General features: G+C 50.0%; 23 protein-coding genes. 4 read left to right on the top strand and 19 right to left on the bottom strand.

All coding sequences use genetic code 11. The annotated features are described in order from the left end of the window. Nucleotides 1-22: 22 nt before the first annotated feature. Complete coding sequence (locus tag LX98_RS18430) at nucleotides 23-1,027, top strand: NAD-binding protein (protein ID WP_496430243.1); 1,005 nt, start codon at nucleotides 23-25, stop codon at nucleotides 1,025-1,027. Nucleotides 1,028-1,045: 18 nt separating this feature from the next. Here LX98_RS18430 and LX98_RS18425 read toward each other — a convergent pair whose 3' ends face one another. The 13 genes from LX98_RS18425 to LX98_RS18365 form a co-directional block, all read right to left on the bottom strand. After that, on the bottom strand, nucleotides 1,046-1,816 hold the full coding sequence (locus LX98_RS18425) for a TSUP family transporter (protein ID WP_496430242.1): 771 nt from the start codon (nucleotides 1,814-1,816) through the stop codon (nucleotides 1,046-1,048). Nucleotides 1,817-3,097: 1,281 nt separating this feature from the next. Continuing rightward, the gene (locus LX98_RS18420; RefSeq protein ID WP_496430241.1) at nucleotides 3,098-4,711 is read right to left on the bottom strand and encodes a PAS domain S-box protein; all 1,614 of its coding nucleotides are present in this window, start codon (nucleotides 4,709-4,711) and stop codon (nucleotides 3,098-3,100) included. 106 nt (nucleotides 4,712-4,817) lie between these two features. Next, on the bottom strand, nucleotides 4,818-6,251 hold the full coding sequence (locus tag LX98_RS18415; protein ID WP_496430240.1) for a c-type cytochrome: 1,434 nt from the start codon (nucleotides 6,249-6,251) through the stop codon (nucleotides 4,818-4,820). A 291-nt stretch (nucleotides 6,252-6,542) separates the two neighbouring features. Continuing rightward, on the bottom strand, nucleotides 6,543-6,989 hold the full coding sequence (locus tag LX98_RS18410) for a response regulator (protein WP_496430239.1): 447 nt from the start codon (nucleotides 6,987-6,989) through the stop codon (nucleotides 6,543-6,545). Nucleotides 6,990-7,251: 262 nt separating this feature from the next. Continuing rightward, complete coding sequence (locus LX98_RS18405; protein WP_496430238.1) at nucleotides 7,252-7,503, bottom strand: rhodanese-like domain-containing protein; 252 nt, start codon at nucleotides 7,501-7,503, stop codon at nucleotides 7,252-7,254. Beyond that, nucleotides 7,497-7,865, bottom strand: coding sequence for an FAD-dependent oxidoreductase (locus tag LX98_RS18400; RefSeq protein WP_496430237.1), 369 nt, complete (start codon nucleotides 7,863-7,865; stop codon nucleotides 7,497-7,499). Before LX98_RS18400 ends, LX98_RS18405 begins: the two co-directional genes overlap by 7 nt. A gap of 117 nt (nucleotides 7,866-7,982) precedes the next feature. Then, nucleotides 7,983-9,413 (bottom strand): pyruvate kinase, encoded by a 1,431-nt coding sequence (gene pyk, locus LX98_RS18395; RefSeq protein ID WP_496430236.1) that lies wholly within the window; start codon nucleotides 9,411-9,413, stop codon nucleotides 7,983-7,985. A gap of 216 nt (nucleotides 9,414-9,629) precedes the next feature. After that, on the bottom strand, nucleotides 9,630-10,292 hold the full coding sequence (locus LX98_RS18390; protein WP_496430631.1) for a c-type cytochrome: 663 nt from the start codon (nucleotides 10,290-10,292) through the stop codon (nucleotides 9,630-9,632). 12 nt (nucleotides 10,293-10,304) lie between these two features. After that, nucleotides 10,305-11,537: a molybdopterin-dependent oxidoreductase gene (locus tag LX98_RS18385; protein ID WP_496430235.1), complete on the bottom strand. Its 1,233-nt coding sequence runs from the start codon at nucleotides 11,535-11,537 to the stop codon at nucleotides 10,305-10,307. 310 nt (nucleotides 11,538-11,847) lie between these two features. Next, nucleotides 11,848-12,255: a hypothetical protein gene (locus LX98_RS18380; protein WP_496430234.1), complete on the bottom strand. Its 408-nt coding sequence runs from the start codon at nucleotides 12,253-12,255 to the stop codon at nucleotides 11,848-11,850. Between the two features lie 75 nt (nucleotides 12,256-12,330). Further along, the gene (locus LX98_RS18375) at nucleotides 12,331-13,566 is read right to left on the bottom strand and encodes a hypothetical protein (protein WP_496430233.1); all 1,236 of its coding nucleotides are present in this window, start codon (nucleotides 13,564-13,566) and stop codon (nucleotides 12,331-12,333) included. Between the two features lie 37 nt (nucleotides 13,567-13,603). Continuing rightward, a complete protein-coding gene (locus LX98_RS18370; RefSeq protein WP_496430630.1) occupies nucleotides 13,604-14,068 on the bottom strand; it encodes a c-type cytochrome in 465 nt (154 codons plus the stop codon). 76 nt (nucleotides 14,069-14,144) lie between these two features. Then, nucleotides 14,145-14,675 (bottom strand): DUF1264 domain-containing protein, encoded by a 531-nt coding sequence (locus tag LX98_RS18365; RefSeq protein WP_496430232.1) that lies wholly within the window; start codon nucleotides 14,673-14,675, stop codon nucleotides 14,145-14,147. Nucleotides 14,676-14,760: 85 nt separating this feature from the next. Between LX98_RS18365 and LX98_RS18360 the strand changes: the two genes are divergently transcribed. Beyond that, the gene (locus LX98_RS18360) at nucleotides 14,761-14,904 is read left to right on the top strand and encodes a hypothetical protein (RefSeq protein ID WP_496430231.1); all 144 of its coding nucleotides are present in this window, start codon (nucleotides 14,761-14,763) and stop codon (nucleotides 14,902-14,904) included. Between the two features lie 164 nt (nucleotides 14,905-15,068). On the opposite strand, the gene LX98_RS18355 is transcribed toward LX98_RS18360, so the two are convergent. The 5 genes from LX98_RS18355 to LX98_RS18335 form a co-directional block, all read right to left on the bottom strand. After that, complete coding sequence (locus tag LX98_RS18355; RefSeq protein WP_496430230.1) at nucleotides 15,069-15,623, bottom strand: rhodanese-like domain-containing protein; 555 nt, start codon at nucleotides 15,621-15,623, stop codon at nucleotides 15,069-15,071. Between the two features lie 20 nt (nucleotides 15,624-15,643). Further along, complete coding sequence (locus LX98_RS18350) at nucleotides 15,644-17,074, bottom strand: rhodanese-like domain-containing protein (RefSeq protein ID WP_496430229.1); 1,431 nt, start codon at nucleotides 17,072-17,074, stop codon at nucleotides 15,644-15,646. A gap of 264 nt (nucleotides 17,075-17,338) precedes the next feature. Further along, on the bottom strand, nucleotides 17,339-18,724 hold the full coding sequence (locus tag LX98_RS18345; protein WP_496430228.1) for a sigma 54-interacting transcriptional regulator: 1,386 nt from the start codon (nucleotides 18,722-18,724) through the stop codon (nucleotides 17,339-17,341). A gap of 159 nt (nucleotides 18,725-18,883) precedes the next feature. Then, complete coding sequence (locus LX98_RS18340) at nucleotides 18,884-20,647, bottom strand: hypothetical protein (protein ID WP_496430227.1); 1,764 nt, start codon at nucleotides 20,645-20,647, stop codon at nucleotides 18,884-18,886. A gap of 84 nt (nucleotides 20,648-20,731) precedes the next feature. Next, nucleotides 20,732-21,214 (bottom strand): cupredoxin domain-containing protein, encoded by a 483-nt coding sequence (locus LX98_RS18335; RefSeq protein WP_496430226.1) that lies wholly within the window; start codon nucleotides 21,212-21,214, stop codon nucleotides 20,732-20,734. 200 nt (nucleotides 21,215-21,414) lie between these two features. Here LX98_RS18335 and LX98_RS18330 point away from each other — a divergent pair, with 200 nt between their 5' ends. Continuing rightward, nucleotides 21,415-21,603 (top strand): hypothetical protein, encoded by a 189-nt coding sequence (locus LX98_RS18330; RefSeq protein WP_496430225.1) that lies wholly within the window; start codon nucleotides 21,415-21,417, stop codon nucleotides 21,601-21,603. Nucleotides 21,604-21,650: 47 nt separating this feature from the next. Here LX98_RS18330 and LX98_RS18325 read toward each other — a convergent pair whose 3' ends face one another. Beyond that, nucleotides 21,651-21,899 carry a hypothetical protein gene (locus LX98_RS18325; protein WP_496430224.1) on the bottom strand — a complete coding sequence of 83 codons (249 nt, stop codon included), beginning with the start codon at nucleotides 21,897-21,899 and terminating at the stop codon, nucleotides 21,651-21,653. Between the two features lie 471 nt (nucleotides 21,900-22,370). Here LX98_RS18325 and LX98_RS18320 point away from each other — a divergent pair, with 471 nt between their 5' ends. Continuing rightward, complete coding sequence (locus LX98_RS18320) at nucleotides 22,371-23,840, top strand: protein adenylyltransferase SelO family protein (RefSeq protein ID WP_496430223.1); 1,470 nt, start codon at nucleotides 22,371-22,373, stop codon at nucleotides 23,838-23,840. The last annotated feature ends 28 nt before the right edge of the window (nucleotides 23,841-23,868 follow it).

Here is a 23,868-nt window from a genome sequence, read left to right as displayed (position 1 = left end):
CTTTTTTAGGCGGGTGGTCTACATGCCCACCGACCTTGATCCGTTTCGCACCCTCTTGAGCAGAATTATATTGGTGGTCATGCTGTTTTGTTTTTTGACTGGGATCCTGTGGTTGGATCGAAACGGGCTTAAGGATCAAATAGACGGAGAGATCTCATTTTCAGATGTGATTTATTTCACGATGGTCACGGTGACCACTGTCGGCTATGGGGACATTGTGCCGGTCACTACACGGGCGCGCCTGATTGATGCATTAGTCGTGACGCCGGTCCGCATATTTCTATGGGTCATTTTTTTAGGGACCGCCTATCAATTGGCGTTCAGACAATTTACCGAGGTATTTCGCATGGCAAAACTCCAGAGGTCACTCGATCAACATGTTGTCATCTGCGGATTCGGGCATACCGGATACTCGACCGTCAAAGAGCTGCTCGCCAAGGGCACAAACCCTGACCATATTCTGGTCATCGATCCCGGTGAGGAACGAGTACGCATCGCGGGAGAATTGGGAGTCGTGGCACTCCGAGGCGATGCGACGCAGGAAGGGCTGCTGAAATTTGGTGCGTTCCTCAATGAAGCCAAAGCCGTCATTATTGCCGCTGGGCGGGATGATACCAATGCACTCATTTTGTTAACTGTCCGTAATTTGAATTCCCGTTGTCGGGTAATTGTCAGTGCGAAGGAAGAAGAAAACGTCAAACTGTTTCGGCAAGGAGGGGCGCAAACCATTATTTCCCCTGCGACATATGGGGGATATATGTTGGCGGCTGCAGTGGACCAACAATATTTGGCAGATTATTTAGAAGATTTTTTAACAGCGGGGGGAAAGGTCAATATCCAGGAGCGAACAGTGGAGAAGCAGGATGTCGGGAAGACGGCATCGGATTTACAGCCGGATGTGCTACTACGAGTGTATCGGCAAGGAACAATTATTTCCCCCTGGGAATTTCAGAAAAATCATAGGCTGGAACAGGGCGACGTCATGTTATTGTTTAAACCGGTTTCGGAGGATACGCCTTCCGCTTAAAGAAACTCCCTTCCATACCTAAAAGATGAGTGGCCTCGCGTTGGCCATGATTAATAAGATTCCGATGACTCCGATTAACATGGCCACGCCCCGTCTCAAATGGTGAGCAGGAATCGATTGAGTGACTTGAGAGCCAAACATTAACCCGAGAAGACTGCCGAGTAAAACCAATCCTGTTAGCACCACATCCAGCCGTGCCCCCTCGAAATGGCCGATGACCCCGCCGATGGAAATAAGGGCAATGATCAAAAGTGACGTGCCAATAGCTAAACGAATGGGAAACCCCATGAGAAACATCAAGGCGGGAACGATGAGAAATCCCCCTCCGACCCCAAAAAACCCGGTCAAGAGGCCAACTCCCCATCCGAGCGTGAAGGCTTTCAACGCACAGCGCCCGGAGAATTCCTTCGCGCATCCGCTCGGGACGTCATTCTGTTCTCCCTCATAATTTTTCCAAAACGTCCACATGCTAATAAATAAAAGTAGATTGCCAAACGCAAAGAGGACCAGGGAGTCCGGAACGAGTTGGTGGCCATGAGCACCCATCCAAGCGCCGATCATACCGGTCAGGCTGAACAAAATAGCAGATACAAAGTGAACACGTTGCTGCCGGCTCTCATGCCATGCCCCAAAGAGGGCCGAATAGCCAACCACGATAAGTGACATGGTCGTGGCATTTTGAACCGGTACGCCAACGACATAAACCAACAGGGGAATGGCCACTAAGGATCCGCCACCTCCAGTAGCCCCTAACAGCACCCCGACGATCCCCCCAGACAGAAGAGCCAACAGATAGTGGAAGTCCATGAGAAATTAGGTTGAAAGAGGAACGGGTGAAAAAATAAAGCCTGAGGCGTCAGAGGCGTGCGACATGCGTTAACTAGCAACGTGGATAATATAAACCAGCATCATTGGCCATGAAGTATAACGGGAAGAACGAAAGGAAAAAATGGGAGGTAAATGTGTCCTTGTCTCCCTTGGATAGCATGAAAAGATAACGAATCCATGACCCCGCCCAAGGCCATGCGGATAAGTTCTCAGACATCATATACGTCATGAAATCTCCCGAGTATAAATAAAAAAAATATTTTGAAGCGGGATATGAGTTCATTGTATGGGGAGAAATCGAATGAGACAAGAGTCCTTGTTTCAGACGAAGGTGTTCTCATCCTTCTTGTTTTCGATTGGTCGTACCGATAAGAGATTAACGTTTTCTAGCGTGTGACGAATGAGTTTGATTGAACGTCACCTGAATAGAGATTGACCACCGGGCAAAAAATCCTTTCTGATTGTGTACAAGGCTTTTAGGATTGGCCGAAAGGATTTCTTTCGCGGATGGGTTGGTCAGGATCCCCCTCTAATGAGTGTCTCTGAAGAAACATCATTCTCTGTAGATATTTGGAGACAACCCACAACTGCCGGATGGTGAAATTTCGGTTTTGAGTAGAAGGTTTGTTCATGGCTTGGAGCGGACAAATAATCCGGGTATGAAGGGCGTGTCGGTACCCCCACCAGGCCCGTGACGGCCACGTATTGGGGATTGTCACTGGCAAAATTGCTACGGTCATTGGCAATGGCCGTCTCGACGGGTCTTATTCGCAGTTTTCATTTCCCCATCTTTTTCATCGGTCTCCGAAATCACAATGCTGTGTTGGATGTTGTCAGCCAGGGTTTGTCCTCATCTGAAAGCGTTGTAAGAATGGAGTCAAGCTAGCCCGATTTACCACAGCCCGTTCATCCCAAAATGGACAATAGAGAAAAGCCGGACGCGCCATCGGAACTGCCCGGATCCCACGAATGGCACACGGATCAACCAGAGAAAAAGGATAAGGGAAAAAATTCTTTTAAAAGGATTCTTTTTCCCTCCCCGCCTTTCCTGAAGGCAAGACAGTTTGAGAAAGGCCGAGGGGTTCTGACATGTAATGGTGTCCAGAAAAGTTTTTTAGTTAGGGAAAAACGGTTTGATCCCGAAGAAGATCACCGTAATAACGGAGGAAAAATGCCTGGAGAAAGTTTCCTCCATATTCGGGTTGGAAATAGTATGAATCTTCCTCCTATCGCATGACCATGTCATGAGTTCCCAGACCTGGCTGGAGATGAGGTGATTTGAGTGATGGGAAGGACAAGACGAAACGTTGTTCCGTGGCCCTCTTCACTTTCGACCTTAATGTGACCGTGATGGAGGTCGATGGCATCTTTGACAATTTTGGTCCCGAGCCCTGTTCCTTCCTTTTTGGTGCTAATAGCCTGAGCGGTAAAGAGGCGGTCTCGAACTTCAGGCGGCATGCCTCTCCCCGTATCGGCTACCGTCAACTCGACAGTATCCGGACGCGGTCCCGGAGATCCGCCGACCGTGACTGATCCTCCTCGGGGCACTTCCGGGATGGCATTATTGATGAGATTGTAAAAGGCATTAAACAGGCGACGTTCATCTGCATCAATGACTGGCAGGGCATCAAGGCCATCGGTCAGGAGGATAATGTCTTTTTCTGCAGCGTACGTGCGAAGAGTGTCGAGCACTCCATCCACGACATCTCGTATGCGGCAGGGTGTGAAATGTGGAGGACTGGTGACACCTTTTACCGCATCCGCGATTTCCCTCACACGGTCCTGAATGCGTCTGGCATTGGTAACGATCATCCGTATCAAATCCAGGCTATTGGCATAACTGGTCTCTGCCCCTTTCGCCTTTTCCCGGATTAAGGTGGGGAACTGTTCGTCCAATTCATCCTTCAATAAATCTGCCCCGGAAAGCACAGGCATTAACATATTTTTGATATCATGCCCGATATCCCCAAGGACTCTGGTCACTTCGGCAAGTTTGGCTTCTTCTAATAACTGAGCAGCCATACGTTTCTTTTCGGTGATATCCTGAAACGTGACCACGGCTCCAGCTAATTTTCCTTGGTCGTCCCAGATCGGGGTGCTTGTATACCGGGCAGGGAAGCACGTCCCATCTTTTTTCCAGAAAATCTCTTCCTCACCATGATGAACCAATCCATCCTTATAGGCTCTATAAATGGGACATTCTTCTGACGGGTAAGGAGAGCCATCAGATTTTGTGTGGTGCCAGGTGGTATGACTGGGTTTGCCAAATAACTCGCCTGGTTCATAGCCTAGTAAGATGTTGGCGGCAGGATTGACAAAAGTGTGATGTCCGTTGATGTCTAATCCGAAAATGCCTTCACCGGCAGCCTGTAAAATCATATCGTTGTGTCGACGAAATTGTTCAAGGGATTTTTCACATTGCCGGCGGTAGGTAATATCTTGAAAAACCACAACGGCGCCGACCAGGGCTCCATCATCATTCCGAATAGGTGTGCTGGAGTATTCGACGGGAAAACTGGTGCCATTCTTTCGCCAGAACACTTCGTTGTCGCCTCGATGCACCTGGCCATCTTTGTACGATGCATAGTTCGGGCATTGTTCCTGAGGGTAGGGAGTGCCATCGGATTTTGTGTGATGCCAGAGAGAGTGGCTGGGTTGGCCAATTAACTCCTGGGGCTCGTAACCCAACATTTTCGCGGCTGCAGGATTCACAAAAGTATGCCGACCCTCCAGATCCAACCCGAATATCCCTTCACCGGCGGCCTCCAAAATGAGGGCGTGGTGTTGTTCAAGGTGTTTCAGCATACGTGAAGTGTCCGTACTGTCCTGTTGGACATTTTCTGGTGTTGGGAACATGATGCTTTTCCTCATTTAGTTTCAGGGACTGGAGAAAATATCTCCAGTCCCCAAAATAAAATGGTTTGTCACCTTTAAGTGAAAGTGTCTGAACGACAATCTCGGCTTATTTGGCCAAAGTCCGGATGTACTGTATCACTTGCCAGATTTGGTTGTCTGGCATACCGGAAAAGGCCATCATGCCGGTTCCTGCAGATCCGTTTTTGATAATCCAATACAGTTGCCCGTCAGAAATATCTTTCATCGTTTCTCCACAGGTAAAGTTTCGAGGATGGGGATTCAGCGCCGCGCCCATTGGTCCCTGCCCATCCCCACTTTCGCCATGACATTGCTTACAAGCCAAGGGTTGTGCGGTTTCGTGATACAGCTTCTCTCCCGCCTTAACATGCTCTTGAGAGGCAGGTAACGGACTGGTCAGATTGCGAAATTTGCCAGGTGCCTGCTTTGTGTTACGTGGTTGGGGGCATACTCCTGACGGTCCGTCTGATAGTGAAGACGTGCCGGCCACCTCTGGGGCACCCTTGAACGTCGTCTTCAAATAGGCAATGACATCGGATACGCCTTCTGTCCCGCCTATGGTCAGTCCCCAATACGGCATCATGGAAGATTTCCCAACAGCTTTCCCCCCGTAGTAGATCACGTTATACAGGTAATCGAGAGGAATTTTTTCAAAGGGAATATTGGCATGCACCGCTGGTTTGGGTTCTAAGCCTGAAGCCGCCGGACCATCCCCTTTGCCCTCCGCCCCATGACATTGTGCACAATATTCTTGATAAATTTTGGCACCGTTTTCGACATTCGGGTGGTTGAAATCGGCGCTTTTCCACGGTTCATAATAGGGGAAATCCTCATTTCCTCTTGTCGCAATAAACCCCGTCACATAACGTAGCCCCAATGCACTGACATCCCCGACAAACTCTCCGCTGTGTGGCACAAAGTCTGGGGGATCGGAATTGAAGCGATAAATCCAATCAGCCTTCAGCCTTTTCCCCGAGTTAAAGAATGAGGCGCTTTGCGGGCCTCCGGTCTCTTTCCCATCCACCATAATCTGATGACAGCCAATGCAGGAATGTTGAATGAAGATTTCCTCTCCAAACTTCGCCTCCTGTTTGCTAAAGGTCGACATATCAATGGACCCCGGTTTCACTCGCGGGTCCTGTAGGTGTGTCTCAAAATAGTCAGCAAGGCCTTCAGCTTCTTGTTGAGAGACGGCCATGTGCTGGTCAGGTTGTTGACCCTGATCCCACCGGTAACTCTTGGCATACAGCATCGGTTCTTTTCCTGTCAGCCATTTAATCAGCCAATCCCGCTGAAACTTGCTGCCTCCCCACATGAGATCCGGAGCCTTTAAGTTAAAGCGGCTCTCCCCCTGGCCCTGAAACTTATGACAGGTCGAACAGGTGGTGCTGATCAGGGATTTTGCATCTTTTCCGTCAGCGGCAAAAAGAGAACCGGGAAAAAGGATATAGAGAAGGATGCCCACCGTGAGTACGAGACCATGGCCTTGAGTTCTAAAGTGGACATTCCTCGTGTGAGTCATTGGGAAAACCTCCATAAATAATTGGTTAAGAAAGACAGGACATTCTCATCAGGTTCAGGGTTTTGTGATTTAAAAGATCTTTTTTGAATATTTTATGGGGAAAAATTCCCCATCCCAAGCGAACATTAATTGGGGTATTTTGACTCATAAAACTCATGCTCAGCACTTTCCTAAATAGATAGAGCAAAATCAACACCAAAATGAAAGGCTAAAAGTTTCCTCATAGTTGATCACACATCGAAAGGACTATTTCGTCAAAAAGAGGGAGGTAGACCCCTCTCTTCTAACTTCTTATAGATGGCTGATCTCCCGTTGTTCCATGGCCTTCGCAACCGCAGTCAGAAGTTTCCCTTTTTCAACCGGTTTGACCAAATAGTCAATAATCCCATTCTTCATCAAGGATGTGGCCATGGTTAAATCCGGGAATCCGGTCAGCACAATCAAGGATACATGCGGGAATTCATTTTGAAAAAACTGAATAACCTCCAGTCCATTTAGTTTGGGCATGCGGATGTCGGTGAGGATCACATCCAGTAACAGAGGGTTTTCTCCACTTTTGATTTCTTGCACTGCCTGTTGACCGTCTTCGGCCTCAAGCACGTCGTAGCCGGCTCTCTCCAATGACAACCTCACCACTTTGCGAACATCCGGTTCGTCATCGACTACCAAGATCCGGCCCAATGATGCTTGACCGCTGAACATGGCCCCTGTTCGAGATTGACTGGCTGTTTGCTCCATGAGCACCCTCCTTCGGTAAAAATTGTTAAGACGCCGTTCGATTTCTCTTCTTCATGCAAATAACATCAGCAAACCAAATGCCAAATGCACCAAGCGGATAAAATATGAATAATTTCATTTATTTATAGTGAAAGAGGCAATGTGTATCACCGAAAAATATGGTGGAACGTTAAGCCTGATTTAACGGATGCAGTTAACACGTTAACCGCTCCAGCTTTCAAAGATTTATTGGTGTACTTGGATTGAGGGGAATCGAATTTTATTAAGGGAAGCTTAAATAGCCACCGGTGAGGTTGGAGACATGGGTGAAGCCATGTTGGAGGAGAATGCGTACGGCGAGGTAGCCGCGTAATCCGACACGACAATAGACGACGTTTTCCTCAGAGGGATCCAGTTGCTGAAGATGATCTCTCAGTTCAGCCACGGGAATGAGGCGGGCATGAGGAATGTGAGCTTCTTGATATTCGTCCGTGGTCCGGACATCTAATAACTGGAGAGCAGGGTTCGTCAGCAATTTCTTTGGCTGGCGAGAAAGGTTTTGATGGCATCAGAGTCAGGAACGGTTTTGACAGTAAAGATATTCCTGGCGTGAATGCCAGGTATGTCGGGCATGATTGCCCCGGCACCGGGTGCCAGAATGAGGGTGTCATAGGGGTGAGAAGTGATTGCTTGAGTCATCAGGTTTTTCACCTGTATGCATTTTGCCGTTCGGTCTATGTGAAGGACTTCGTGTAACACGTGGACCTTGACCATGAATCGTTTCCAAAACCGCTCCGGGGTTTGAAGCAGAAGGTCATCACGATCCGGAATGGTCTTTCCCACATAGTACGGGAGGCCACAGTTGGCGAAGGATACATAGGGCCCTTTTTCAAACATCTCAATGTTTGCCGCTTAGTTGGTTCGGCGCGCCTTAGCGGCCGCGCCCGCCCCGCCAGCCACGCCGCCGACAATGATGATGTTGAGGGACATGTTCCCTGGTTTCCTTGCCTGACTTTACACAACCAAATGGGCTTTGATGATATTGGTTCCAAAGGAATGTCCCAGGCATTCCCCGGTGACGATGACAATGAGACGGCCTTCATGAAGCAGGCCGAGGGTTTTGAGATGATCCTGGGCCGCATTGATTCGTTCATCGGTGGCATCAATTTGCGGAAAGACATATGAGACAATGCCCCATACTAAACTTAATTGACGGGTGACGGTTGTAGAGGGAGTTAGTGCGATAATCTGGACAATCGGTCGATGCCGGGCCAATAACATGGCTGTATGGCCGGAATCGGTGAAGACCACGATGGCTTGGGCGCCAACAGATGTTGCAAGAGAGACGGCAGCTTCACAAACCGCTTCTGGAGTCGAACGCACGGATTCCTTAAACGAATCGGATTTCTGGATTCGGCGGAACATTTCCTTTTCTGTTTGTCGGATAATCCGATCCATGACCTTGACCGATTCGATAGGAAAATTTCCTGTGGACGTTTCGGCCGACAACATGACGGCATCCGTCCCGTCGAGTACGGCGTTTGCCACATCCGACGCTTCGGCGCGAGTGGGGGAAGAATTTCGGGTCATCGATTCCAGCATTTGTGTAGCTGTGATCACAGGTTTTCCTATACGATTGGCCTGGGCGATGATCTGCTTTTGTAGGAGAGGGACTTCTTCCGGGCTTATCTCCAACGCCAGATCGCCTCTAGCGACCATCACTCCATCTGCCGCATCAAGGATTTCATCAAGACATGTCAGGGCTTCAGGTCTTTCGATTTTGGCAATGACAGGAATCAACGATGATCGATTAGCCAAAGCCGTTTGGAGTGTATGAATATCCTGCGGATTTCGAACAAAAGAGAGGGCGACATAATCGGCTTGAACGTCGATGGCCACTTGAAGATCATCGGCGTCTTTCTCCGTAAATCCCGGAATGTCGAGTGGGAGTCCGGGAAAATTCACACCTTTGTGTGAGGTGACTTTGCCTCCGACCAGGACTCTGCAGATCAGTCGGTCGGTTTCTTGTTCTTCCACTGTGAGGGACATATTTCCGTCATCAATTAAAACGATTTGACCTGGTTCCATTCGATCCGGAAAATGGGAAAGATTAACCGGCAGAGTATCCCCCGATTGGTTGTGCCTTGAGTCCTGATCTGACTTCGCAATCAGAATAATATCCCGCCCTTTCTTCAAGACGGTTCCTTCGTTTGGGAGGTCCCCCAGACGGATTTTCGGACCTGCCAGGTCTACAAGGATGGCAAGGGGTATCTTTTCCTGCAGAGCAAGGCTTCGAAGGCGTTGAATTCTTGTCTTGTGCCAGTCAGCGGTTCCATGGGACATGTTAAACCTGGCGACATTGACTCCGGCATGGAGGAGTTGTTTCAAACATTCCTGGGTTGAAGTCGCAGGACCAATCGTGGCTACAATTTTGACATGGCGCATGGGAATGGTCTCAAGATTGGTTAAAGGTGTTCTAGCAGATATTGGTGGGGGAAGCGGGACCTTTTGTGACCGCAACTACCAAAAATTCCCCGAGGTTTTTTCTCAGGTTTCATGGAGGATTGAATGGAAAATATTTGTGTATTTGGAGAAACCCAAGAAAGAGATTCCGCCGCTGATGGAATGGCCTAATAGCCAGGCTCCCAGGGTTCATCGGGGTTATGGATTTAACGTTCGAAGAAATGAAAGAAGATGATTCAACTCTAATGCATTCAGATCGTTCTTCCATGCAGGCATGGCTGTTCCCGGTCGGCCGTTGCGAAGCGTGGCAAGAATGGTGGTATCTGATTGCTTGCCGAGTAACGTGAGGTTGGCGGCTGGGGGAATCAGGGCCTGTCCAATGGGGCCATCCCCTTTGCCGCCAGGTCCATGACACGTCACACAGTGCCGTTCATAGAGGGCTTTCCCTTTTTGGGGATCGGCAGCGTGAGTGGGGGACTGATCGGGTGTTACCTTCTGGTCGTCATGCTGAGCGGTAGCCACAGAAGGTGAAGGCTGAAGTGAATTTTGCGTCACCAAGTAATCGACCAATGGGGCCATGTCCTCATTCGAGATTGGACAGCCAAAGGAGGCTTTCATTTTGTTGACGATTTCCATCCAATGCTCAGGGGTATGAGGTGGTTGCGTATACACGTACTCTGCCGAATGACACATGAGGCAGTACCGGCTTGCAATGGCACTACCAGTGCCCGGTTGAAACGATATCGGATCAGGAGGAAGATTGAGAATGGACTCCTGTTCTCTTCCATGGTCAGGGGTCGCAAGCCCCCACGCAAGTCCTGTAACCCACAGAAACACGAGAAAGAACATGCAAACACGCATCACGAGTTAGCCTCAGCCAGCTTGAATATTCACCGTTTCGACCACATTGCGAAGATATCCGTTTGGATTCCATCGGGAACTGAACCGCTGTGATTCTCCAATCCGATTGATGGCCAGTGATTGCAGTGCATACACATGCCCGGGCTTCGGAATAAATTGGGCTTCCCAGGGGCGGAAGCTGAAATCGCCATAATCCTTTCCTAATCGGGCGGATTGCCATTGCTGTCCTCCATCCACGGAGACCAGGACGCGATCAATGCCATGGCCCTGATCAAAGGCTATACCTGAAATGGTACAAGGTTCCCCTCCGGGTATGGTTCGACCCTCCTCCAGATTGGTGATAAAGGAACGAACGGGCATTTTGCCCATGGGCACGGTATCCGTTAAGAACTCTCCTGGATTTACGCAGTGACAAGGATTAGCCGGCAAGCGATAGGCATGTGTCGTCCAAAAATTTTGATCGGCCTGATTGAGCACTTCAATATCATTCAGCATCTTCACCCAATAAGTGGCATACCAGCCAGGCACCACGAGCCGAAGGGGAAAGCCGTTCAGCATGGGGAGTGCCTCCCCGTTCATGGAGTGAGCGACCAACACTTCTTCCTGGAGCGCATCATCAAGGGGCAGAGATTTTCGAAAGTCCGCTGTGGCTTGTGCGACGGGTAGGTCCAGGCCATCGAACCTCACCTGCACCGCATCGGCTTCTATCCCCGCTTTGTGCAGAAGATCACGGAGTCTGATTCCCTTCCAATTGGCATTTCCCATTGCCCCATTCCCCCACTGTCCCCCGGGTACGCGTGGTTGAAAAAACCCGCGACTATTGCCAGAACATTGGCAGACGGCGGCAATTTCGACTTGCTCGAATTGAGTGTGTAATTCATGAAGGCTCAATGATAGGGATTGATTGACTTGACCGCGAATAGTCAGCCGAAAGGTGTTCAGGTCAATTTCCCGAGGGATATTGGCGAGATGCCAGCGAACAAAAAATGCATCATTGGGCGTGAAGATACCTTCATTAAAAATATGAAAGGGGGTTTCCAATTGAGGAGGCCTGGTGGTCATTACCATGAGGGGCCGCTTCTGTGGAAAAGCCACCAATGGACGGCGACCCCGTTCGAAAGGAAGAGTAACCGCCGGGGAATCGTTGGCCCGGAGGCCTCTAGGGGTGAGAAGGCTAGCCAACCCAAGAGCCAGGCTCCCCTTCAATAACTGTCGACGGTCTATACCCGGCTTTCTTTTATTCATAAGTCAATCTGCCGTGTTTCTCCCAAAGAAACCATAAAGCCTCCCATCGTACACATCAGTCCTTCACATTTATTTTTCGTGTAGCGAAGGCACGAATTGATTGCCCACTTACCGTATTCGGTCATCGGGCATTCCGGAAAACATCATCATATGTATTCCCGGGGTCCCATTTCCATAAACCGATTTGATTGATTATCGTACAGATCATTCACCTGAAATGAGGAATTTGGGGAAGGCGAAGCCCTTCCTTGATCTGCCAGCGACCAGATGGATAATTGAGGGAAGTGACCCTGCCTGTGAAGTCGCTGTTCTAACAGGGTTGTCCGTTAAAGACACAAGGTTTGTATCGGCTCACATCAAAATCGGTTTCTTCCTGATAGACCTGTTCGTTGCCGTTGACCCCATCGACAAACGGGTCATTAAACATCGTATGGTTCCACCAATAAAAAATGGGAAACTCTAACGTGTAGTACACCGGATTGCCATAGGTGCTTCGCACATGTTGTTCGACGGTCCGTCCAGTGACGTAATCGGCTTTCCCATTCCCTTTCAAGGAATACAGGGATAGCAGCAGGCGAGATTCCTGGTCGTAGATTTCATCAATACGCGTACTTTCGTCAGGTTCCGGGGGGAGGGAGAAGGGAGGTAGGGGGGCAGGGGATTCAACTGAGGTGAACGCTAACCAGGTTGCAAGAGCGACTAGAGGCATAACCGTCATAATGCTAAGTCCTCCTTCCTAGATGTGGTCCGGAGCATGGCCTCTGGAGGAGGCCATGCTCGCGGACGGAACAAATTAGGGATGAACAACCGCAAGGCCATGCGGATCCGCTGTTTCCTTCCCTTCCACCATATTGGTAAGAGGGGTAATACCTATCAGTTCACCGCCTTTTCCGGCATGTAAGACTTTGATCACAGCCACTCCCGGCGTGGACCCTTTCGCATTATTGACATCCTTGTGATTTCCGGTCAAGGGATTCGGTCCTCGCAAGTTTACAAAAGCATAATTGCCGTCTGGAGAAAAATCAATAAGATCCGGGGCAGGGTCATCGCTCTGTGTTCCGACGAGCTGAATTGTCCCCACACTGAAATTGGAGATCGAATCAAATATTTCAATCATGTTCCCTGCGCGATCCACATTCCAGAGATAGCGTCCAATGCCCCAAAGTCCGTGTGAATCCGAAAATGAAGTGTCGCGGGAAGACATCAATTTGGCTGACACCGAGTCTGGAAGCCCTGAAAGCCCGACAGCATAGACGTCGTAGGAAAGCGGAGCGATCGGCCATCCGCCACCAGAATTTAAATACATCGTGTTGCCGATTTGATAACCCCCGCAGCCGGCGGGATGAATTTCATTATTCGTTAAGGTGGTGGTGACGCTCATGGGTGATTCCTTGACGTTGACCACCAATAGTCCTCCCCCCCGCAACGTGACAAAGGCATAGGTGCTCGTGTCATCCGTAATCGGGCAAATGGGGGCATTATCCGGCCGTTCTCCACTTTCTAGTGCTTGCAAATCCAGGACATCTTTTTCGGGGTCAGAGGAAAAGGTCCCCTCTTGATAGTTGGTCCAAATCCGGATCAGTTTCTTCTCGGCAATGTTGGCGGCGATCGCCATGGATTGATCCGGAGTGGGCCAGGCTGCATGCACGTTCTTTCCCGTCGAGACGCATGCGACGGGTTTTTTGGACGCCGTGTCCATAACAAGCACATGACCGGATAGAAATGATATAAGGGCGTGCTTCTGATCTTTGGTGACAAAGATCATATGAGGTCGTCGAACATTTTTCTGTGTAGACTTCTGGCAGAAATCATTGATCTCTTTGGCCACGTCTAGGGTAAGGGTCGGTTTGGTCTTGGCAGGGTCAGCGGCGAGTTGCGCGCCATCATACACATACAGGAAGCCGCCACTCTCTTTAGCCGTGTCGGACTGGTCGGCCACCCACACTTCATAGGCTCCGACGGAGTGAAGGCCCCAGCCCATAACAAAGCCCAAAATGATTCCAAACTTTAAGAAGCTTTTCTTCATCATGGTGGCCTCCTTTGTGCGTGAGTGACAGGAACGTATGCTATTTCCCACTCGAATTGGTGCCAGTTCCAAATGATCTCACATACAATATCACAAGCCAAGCTTCTTCTTCAGTCAAGACCAGCGGGATGAATGAAGCCATATCCGTACCCGGGCTGCCGTTTTGCAAAATCCAAAAGAGTTCCCCATCCGTGCGAGCTGCCTGCCAGGTCTTGTCCGTAAAGTTTCGTGGGAGCTTGCCTCGAAGGCCGGGAATGTCACCCAGGCCTTTGCCTTCTGGCCCATGACAGGTGACACAAAATGCTTTCCCGTGAAAAATGCGTTTGCCCGTCACAATATTTTCTGGGGTTGAAGGGAAAGGATTCATCCTCACTCGGGCTTCTTGGATCTGTTCAGGAGGAACCCTGGGTTTCAATACATCTAAATCGGCGGCATGCACGAGACTAATTCCGAGTGTCCCCGCAATAAAAAAAGCCGACACAATCTGAAAATTTTCCTTAAGCACGTTCAAGATCACTGGCCCTCCAAGTAAATTACAGATCCCGGAGATTCCAGAAGGGAACCTCCGGGCTCATCTCGGATTATTCCGGTTGATTAAAGATATGCCCGAGAGATTGAGGGTAAGTTACTGTCCCGTCCGGGAAATCCTTCCCCTTTTGCCAGAGATGATAAATAACTCCGTCAGTCTTTGACGCGGCTTCGGCAATGGCTTTGACCTTTTCCGGATCATCAATATCTAAAATTTGTACGCGGCCGGTAGCGATTTCTTGTTTATGGTCATGGAAAAACCGATGCCATTGGATCAACGGCAAGGTCCGGGAAAGATCCTTGGACACGAAATATTCAATGGCCACAAGAGGGGCATTGGCGTCCGTGGTTTCAAAGAGGAGACATTGCAAGATCTTGTCATTAATCCCTTTACAGTAGTGGTGATATGGTCCACCTGGCGTGCCATCAGGCATCAAGTGAGGAGCTTGCACATGGATATCATATCCTTGCGCAGGTCCTGGGGCAGGCGCACCCCCCTCGCTCATGGCTGGAGTGGTCATACACCCCATGGCCAATAGACTAAAAGCCCCTAACAGTAAAAATGAACGGATTGAACGCTGCATGGCAACCTCCTTTATGTTGATTAGTAATAACCCTTCAACCAGGTGAAAGGTCTTGGGAACCGGGTGAAATTCGCCGCATACTACCATGGAGTTCTATGAACGACCATTATTTGACGCCAAGGCTCATAATGACGAACGGCTTGTCCAGTTGGCTTCCCTGATCTGGCTCAACGTGGCTGCCGTCAAAGTCATGCCATTGGAAGGTCTCATTTCGCTAAGTTTCTCCTGAGGACTGGGCCGTTGAGAATGAGCCAATAACGATAGCTATTAGCCATAGCTTTCTTGCATACCCATACAACTCACTTCTTACTTGACCCACCTGAAATCTCCTTGGGTATGATGTGCCCAAACTTTTTACATGGAAATGATGGCAAAAATATCATGTGGAACCATTTACTTCCGGATCCGGTTATAGGGCAGCTTGCTCAAGAGCATCCCCATTAGACAGGAGTCCGTGAGTCCTGCATGGAGAAGTCCAACTCCTACTATTGTTGGGAGGAGAAGGAACCCTGAATGAACTGTCAGACCCAATCCAACCCCCACGAGAATCAATACCCCTGCGATGGCACGCACTTGTCCTTCAAGGGAAATTCGTTGTTGTCCACGGACGACAGGTTTGCCCTGATTAACCCAGGCAGTGATTCCTCCTTCCAGAATGCCGCAATTCGTTATCCCTTGGTTTATCAAATATTCGTAGGCAATCTTCACCCGGTTCTGTGTTCGGCAGATCAACAGGATGCGGTGCTCACGAGAGAGGGTTTTCAGTTCGCTTACATATTGATGTAAATCCGGTAGAGGAATATTTTGAGCACCGGAAATATGCACACCTTCAAACTCTTGTGGTGTCCTGACATCGATATACAGGGGATCCTTCAATGAAGGAGGCGACAGCTGATTGTTCTTACTCTTTCCCGATTTTGCTTCTTGATCTATTGCCAATGTATTCATTGGGTTTCCTCCTTGTCCGTTTATTTCGCGCATGCGGATATGGCTTGGGATTGAACCTTTTGGCGTGGATGACTCCAGGTGGTGAGCCAGGCGTCATACCCACCGACAAGATCCATGGTTTGGGTTCGTCCGGCTTGTTCCAAAATCCCTATGGCGGTAGATGACCGATATCCACTGGCGCAATGGACCACCACCGGGGTATCTGCAGGGATGTCCTGAACCTGTTCGGCCAGGTGAGGCAAAGGGATGTTGAGGCTTCCGTCAATATGCCCGGACTCCCACTCTCTTGCCGATCTCACGTCGACGACCATGGGGGGATGAGAGGCCGTCAGTCGTTCCGCAAGTCCCTGAGCGGTGATGCGTTGGACTTTTTGGACCACATCCGGGTTCACCTCAAGGGATTGCATGCCACCCTTCAGGAAGCCCAGGACGCGGTCAAATCCGATGCGGCCTAATCGTTGAATCGCCTCCTTTTCATATCCAGGCTCTGCAATGATGACGATGGGAGATTTGGGGGTCAGAAGTGTTCCGGCCCAGGTCGCAAACTTTCCTCCTAATCCAATGTTGAGACTCCCCTTCAGGTGCCCTCCCGCATACTCAACGGCATTTCTGACATCAAGGACTTGAGCTCCATTCTTCTGATGATCCATGACCGCTTGGAGAGAAAGAGGAGTGAGGCTGATCCGCACCACATCATTCAGAACAGCATGCTGTTCCCTATTCATTCTTGCGTCATATCCAAAGTACGAAGGCGCTTCAGGTTGATCAGCCGTTACCAATTCAATAAATTTTTCTTTCGTCATGGGTTGAAGTGCATAGTTTTCCCATCGCTGCCTGCCCAATGTGGACACCGTGTCGCTGCTTAAATTTTTCCCGCACATGGATCCCGCTCCGTGTGCAGGATAGACCAGGGTTTCATCGGGAAGACGCATGAGTGTATTTCGGAGCGAATCGAATAATTGCCCCCCTAACTCTTCGGCGGTGACACCAATGGAGGCCATAAGATCCGGTCTGCCCACATCGCCAATAAACAGAGTATCTCCCGTCAGCACGCAATGCGGATGGTCCGTGCTTTTGTCCAGGTCGTAGACGGCAAGCGAAATACTTTCCGGGGTATGCCCCGGGGTTTCTAGCACCTGAATGCGCACAGACCCAAACTCAAGAACCTCTTTGTCCCGAAAGTTTCGAATGGGGAAGTCGGTCTTGGCTTTGGCGCCCAGGCAGATTTCAGCCCCAGTCTGTCGTTGGAGTTCCAGGTGCCCGGCTAAAAAGTCTGCATGGAAGTGGGTGAGAAAAACATAACGGATCTTCCAATTGTGGCGTCGGGCCTCCTGAAGATATTGCTCGATGTCCCGTTGAGGATCCACGACCACAGCGGTTGAGGTTTTGTTATCGGCAATCATGTAAGACGCATGGGCCAAACAACTCAAATAAAATTGTTTCACAATCATGGTGAATACCCTCCCCTCCTTTTTGAAAAGGAGTACTGGCCAAAATCAACTTATCTGGTTTCGAAAAGTTCCTTTAAAATGCCTTTCATTGAATACATAGCAGGGATTGTGCCAGGTAATTTTTCGCGGACGTATGGAATTAATTTCAACAAAATCAAGGTATTAATGGAGTAATGAAAATAGGGGAAGCCTGAATGTGGCCGTAAAAATCAGATGAACTGAACAGAACGCGCTAACTGTTAAGTTAACGTGTTAACGATTTGATTACACGTTGGGAGGGGTCTGAAGCTGTTTAATTTTCTTCCAGAGGGTGACTCGACTCACTCCAAGAAGCTTGGCGGCTTCTGTTTTGTTGCCTCCTGTCTGTTGAAGGGCTTCCCCAATACGAGCTTCCTCCTCCGGTGGAAGGGAGGGCTCTGTGTTGGCTGACAGAGGCTTGAGGCTTCGGGACCTTGGAGGACTCTGAACTTCCGAGGGGAGATCCCATAGGGTGAGGCAATCACCATTAACGGTGACGAAGGCGTGTTCGATCGCATTTTTTAATTCACGGACATTGCCGGGCCAGTTATAGTCAGTCAATCGTTGCAGGGCATCCTGGGCAATGTCTCCTATTTCGCGACCAAATGTCTTGGAATTGGCGGCCATGAAACGGTGAACCAGGAGAGGAATGTCTTCTCGCCGGGCTCGCAATGGTGGAAGAGTAATCTCGAACACATGAATCCGATAATAAAAATCTTCCCGAACCGTGCCTTCTGCCATAAGGGCTTTTAAATCCCGATTGGTGGCCGTAATGAGACGGACATCGACCCGCATGCCCCGGTCATCTCCCACCCGGCGTATTTCGCTTTCCTGCAGGACCCTGAGCAATTTTAATTGCAGGAGAGGGCTGGTATCTCCGATTTCATCCAAAAATAACGTGCCACCGTCGGCGGCTTGAAAGACCCCAATTTTATCGCGTATGGCCCCGGTGAACGCCCCTTTCACATGCCCGAAGAGTTCACTTTCCAGCAAGGTTTCTGGAATCGCCGAGCAATTGATGGCAAAAAAGGGTTTATCGTTTCGATCACTTAGGGTGTGAATGGCTCGGGCCGCCAGTTCTTTTCCGGTGCCGGATTCCCCGGTGAGCAATACCGTGACATCACTTTGTGCAGCCAGTCGGAGCCGGCGAAACACCTCTTGCATCGCCGGGCTTTTGCCGATGAGTTGTTGAAAGGACTCACGGGATTTTGCCTGTTCCTCCAGCACGGCAATTTTTTGGTTATTCAAAATAAATGAGGTGAGGTCCGTAAAGGTTCCGACAGCGCCCCCAACCTGGCCTTGTTCATCCCGGATAATCGAGACATTGCCGAAGAGGTAGAGTTCGCGGCCGTCTTTGCCCAGCACTTTGCATTCCTGATTGCAGATGCCCCAAGGATACGGGGTGGGGTTGTCCAAAAATTCCGTCAGGATGCGAAAGCCCTTACAATTTTGACCTTCTAAGATATGACAGGATTTTCCCAGGATATCCTGACTGGAATATCCCGTAATGCGAGCTGCCCCGGTGCTCCAGGCTACGATGTGACCTTTAGCATCGACCGTGAACACGCCATCCGCCATGACGTCTACCATGTTGCTGAGGATGGCGGGATTTTTCCGGAAATCTAGCTCCATGGTCTGTGATTCAAAGGGAGTTCACCGGGTGAGATTGAGCGGGTTGAAAAAAAGAGGGTAGGTGAACTAAGAAGACTGGAGAACGTTCATTGAAACAATGTCATTCTCCAGCCTTGCGTATCCGTTAGTTTGCCTGTAATTTCATAAGGCCTCACACACCTATTTTGCAGGTTCTGACTGTGCCGCCAGCAATGACTTGAAGGCGGGATCATTCTCGACTAACCCCTTCAGTGTATCGTTATGCAACATATACGCCCAGCTTTGCGGGCTTGAGCCGGGAGTTTTCTCAAACCAGTCACGAGCCTGTTGCAGAAGATCCAGCATCGCCTGATTGTCACGGGGAACATGAAACGCCAGGCTATAGGCCATCGCATAGGCTGCCGTAAATTTGTTGAGCGGATCCTTCGTGAGCTCGAACGCTTTCTGAGCCGCCTCATAACCTCTCCGAATATCGGGATCATCAAAGTGCCGATTCCAGGCCACTTTTCCGATTCGGGCCCAAGCCAACTCTAAAAGCACCTGTGCGCGAAGCTCTTCCTGTTCGGCTGGCACCTCAGTCAATAATTCCTGTGGAACGGACAGGGCCGCCATTTGATCGTTCGTCCAACGGTAGGTCGAGGACAATCGAATCCGGTTGTTGAAATCACCGGGCTCCAGAGATGCTAACGCCTCCATTACAGGGATCATTCGATAGAGATAATCGGCTGGCATCGGCTCAGACTTCCCGCCTATTTCCATTCCCAGGGATAGATCAAATCGATCGGTTTGGGATTGCACCGTCCAATACAATTCGTTAAACCGTTGTGCCAGACGCTCATCACCCAATTGAAGGCCGTTCAAACGACCTCCATAATCCAGAAATCCTTTGTACAGTTGATCTGAAAAAACTTCCAGTGCGGGTTTGTGGGACGGGCCAATCAGCAAAACCCGGTTCATTCTCATTACGGATTCCAGTCTGGTCGGTGCGGCTTGTGCCTGTTCAATGCCTGTTTTGATGGCCGCCAGGCTCTCCGGAAGGTCAAACCATTCTGTTGAGCGCGGAACATAGCCACCCGGGTCCACGACGAATGGAATGGTGGTGCCACGGGGTCCATCGAGAACCAGATCGAGCACGGCACGATCCGTAGGAAAACCCAATTGTTTCAGATCTGAGAGCACGACCCACTTCACCTTGATGGATTTTACGACTCGCTGGGCTTTTTTGTAGGGCACGGCCCAATCCTCGGCACCGGGAGCATTGGAGATGGGTGCCGTCAAGGCATTCGGATAGGACACCTTGGTGGTGAGAAAGGCTGTGGGTGCGGCTACCACTCTGGATTCATCTGGAGAAGGGAATGAGGCATGGGGCAGGGTTCCCGATTCCACGACCTCAATGATAAATGGGGTTTTGGGTTCTTGAACGGCAATGGCCTGCATGACGAAAAACGATGGAGCCAATTGCTGATTAAGGGTCTCCGCAATAAAAAAACGTTCGAAATCGGAAAAATCGACCAGTTTTCCCGGTCCGGGCCAGACATTATCTAATGCCCGGTCATTTTGTTGAATGGCTCGTTGGTGGGCCTCCTGTCGACGCTGGTCACACCATTTATAGATGGGGTTTGACGGGTCGGGAAAGTTCCCATTTGAAAACAACTGCTGTTGAGCCATTTGATGCAAGCACACAAAATCCCGTTGGCCGGCCGCGACTTGATCCCCATTTCCGACCGCATTGGCATACTCCCGAACGGTGGAGAGCAAGTCTTCTTCATTGACGGATGCTGGCTCGGCGGCCCACACATGAGTGGAGGACAAAAGCAAAGAACTGCACAAGAGGCCCACCCGTTTAAGCGTAGGCCACATCCGGTGAACAGGGGACCCTGGACGATAAACTGCCTCAGGCTTCAGGGTATCTGTCATAATTGGTTGACGACGAACAATACTCATGGAACCAAACTCCTCCTCAACAAACATGCTTGGTTAATGATTTTGTGTAGCAGAGAGGGAAATGTCCCTCATATGTCCAGATGGCTAATCTACCACACCCTCATTCTTGTGTACCACGATGGTACCCTGCATCACATGTCCCGGTAAATCGCAAAAATAGGGAAACGTACCGGGACGCGATGGGATAAAAACAATGTCGGTTTGGCCTCGGGTGGGAAGCAAAACACGGCTGAGACCTTCTTTGGAAAACTGTGGAGCACCACTTCCGCTGACGTTCAGGTGGATGTCTGTCAGTAGGCCGATTGGCAGAAATGCATGCAGTTCCGAATCCAAGTTTTTGAGGACCAGCCGGGTTTTTTGCCCCACGGTGATTGAAAGGGTATTGGGGCTGAATTCCCGGGATTTAATATTGATGGTCACGACTGTTTCCTGGGGATCAGCGGCAGGAGCGAGACTGACCGGCGTCGCTCCCCGAACTGTACTCAAGCCTGGGGGTGCCAACGCCGTGAGGCCCAGCATCAGAATACAGGCCTGAAAACCTTTGGACGAGTACAGGGGGAACCTCATGATAATGCATTATACCGGTTGGCGATTCTGGCGCGAAACGAGCAGAAGGAATTGTTCGTCAATTCCATAAAAAAAGATGGCCCAGCCGTAAGTGAAAATATGTATAAATAGGGAAAGATTTTGGAAGAGGAAAGCGAAAACCTTAAGATCGGGCCGAAACGACCGAAAAATATGAGAATACATCAGGAGAATGGTCCACTGTGCATCTCTTAGAATTATTTTTCGGGCATGACCCTCTTTCGATGGTCATAGCCCTTGTGTTGGTTCTGAGCGTGCTGGCGTATGGATGGTTTGAGGTCCGTCGAACCGCACGCCTCCCTCATATCGGAATGGTCCTGATCAAAAACCGATTAAAGACGACCAGCAAATTCAAGGCTCCGCCCCCATAGTAAGCCTTCCCCAATCCCCTCGATTGCCGGCTCCCACCCAACAAACCCTAGCCCTTGCGATTCCCCTGTGTGCAGTTGAGACGTATATTTGTCTCTCGGCCGGGATTACACACTTCTTCGGTCTGCCATCCTACTAAGGGAATTTCAACATCAGACAAGGAGAAACGCTGTCTAGAAGGAGGCTGAGGAGGAAGAGAGAGCAGCGGTTGAAAGAGGGCGATGGCCGAGGTTTCGCGTGAAGGCTTGGCGAAGGCGGATTCCATGGTCGTGGCAGATCCCGTGGGATTCCGGTTCATTGATTTCCCCAGACTCCACAGGGTTCCTTCCAAGAATTCCGGCCTTGCCTTCCTGTCGACACCATGCACAAATCCGAATCATGCGATCTCCTTTTTTTTTCGAAGGCACACGAAACAATACGCGCCCCCAATAACCATAAGCTTCTCAGCAATAAAACTTCTGCATTATGTGCCTTATGGCAAAAGCAATTATTGAACCTAGAAAAATATTATTCGTAATGTATTGTATGTATTCATGTTTTTCAATCTCCAAAGAATTAAAAGGAATTGGTTGTTGAGAAAATACCACACACAGTTGAATCGAAAGAGATACGGTTCTGAGGGAAGCGTTCTGAAATACATGCTGATGTGGCATTTCTTGCCGATTGTCTTGGAGGCTTTTGCGGTCACCATTGAAATTTCAAAAGTCTCAAAGGGACGCAAAAATATTTGTGGTTGCCCGACCCAGACTAGGTCACGGATAATGAAGCTATGGCCAAATTAGAACAACTCAATTTTCAGAACACCTATGCGAGCCTGCCTGATGTGTTTTATCAGCGGGTGCAACCAACGCCTTTTCCAAATCCTTATCTTGTGAGCGTGAACCCGGCAGCCGCCGAATTACTCGATATTGACCCCACGGAATGGACCCGTCCGGAGTTTGCCGAATATTTCTGCGGGGCCAAACTGTTGCCTGGGAGCGATCCCATTGCCATGTTGTATTCGGGGCATCAATTCGGACATTACGTGCCGCAGCTCGGCGATGGGCGGGCCATCATGCTGGGGGAGGTGCGCAATCAAAACGGGGAGCGGTGGGAGTTGCAATTAAAAGGCGCAGGGCTCACGAGATTCTCACGTGACGGCGATGGCCGGGCAGTGATGCGTTCGACCATTCGGGAATATCTCTGTGGCGAAGCCATGCATGGATTGGGCATTCCCACAACCCGCAGTTTATGTATTGTGGCCGGAGAAGAAATTGTCTGGCGGGAAACCCCGGAACCGGGAGCTATGTTGCTGCGGATGGCGCCGACCCATGTGCGGTTTGGCAGTTTTGAGGTGTTTTACTATCGCCGCCAACATGAATATCTGAAAACGCTGGCAGATTATGTCATCGAATATCATTATCCCCATTTGGTCGGATCGGAGAATCCCTACGCCAGGCTGCTACATGAGGTGGCGGTTCGCACCGGGCAGCTCGTGGCTCAATGGCAGGCCGTGGGGTGGGCACATGGTGTCCTGAATACCGATAACATGTCGATCCTGGGGTTGACCCTGGATTACGGTCCGTTTGGATTTATGGAACGCTATGATCCAACGTTCATCTGTAATCATTCAGACCATCACGGCCGGTATTCCTTCCAGAACCAGCCCGACATCGGTTTTTGGAATATTCGGGCGCTGGCCAGAGCCTTGTCACCGTTAGTGGACCAAGACGCAGTCAACGGCATTCCGGAAATCTATGAAAAAGCGATGCTGGCGAAGTATGCCGAATTGATGCGGGCGAAGCTTGGGCTGATCGAAGCCCACGCGGGAGACGACAAGCTCGTGACCGATCTGTTGAACCTCATGGACTCCAGCCGGGTGGATTACACCAACTTGTTCCGGGAATTGGGAGCCGTTCGTCAGGAGAGTTCGTCAGCGCCGGACGCATTACGGGACCAATTTCTTCATCGGGAAGCGTTTGACGATTGGACCGCACGATATCGGGAACGGCTACGGGCGGAAAAAAGCGATGATGAAGAGCGCCAACCCAGAATGACTACGGTGAATCCCAAGTACATCCTTCGAAATCATCTCGTTCAACAGGCCATTAGCCAAGCGGTTCAGCAGAAGGACTATTCCGAAGTTGATCGCTTATTGAATCTGCTGAGCGACCCGTATACTGACCGCCCCGGTATGGAATCCTATGCTCTGCCTCCACCTCCCGGCGAGCCACCGATTATCGTTTCGTGCTCTTCGTGAACCAGTCAACAACAATATAGGTCAAACC

The organism is Nitrospira marina, assembly GCF_059568365.1.
Note: the sequence above shows the minus strand (reverse complement) of the source record. Positions and strands in the feature narration are given on the sequence as shown.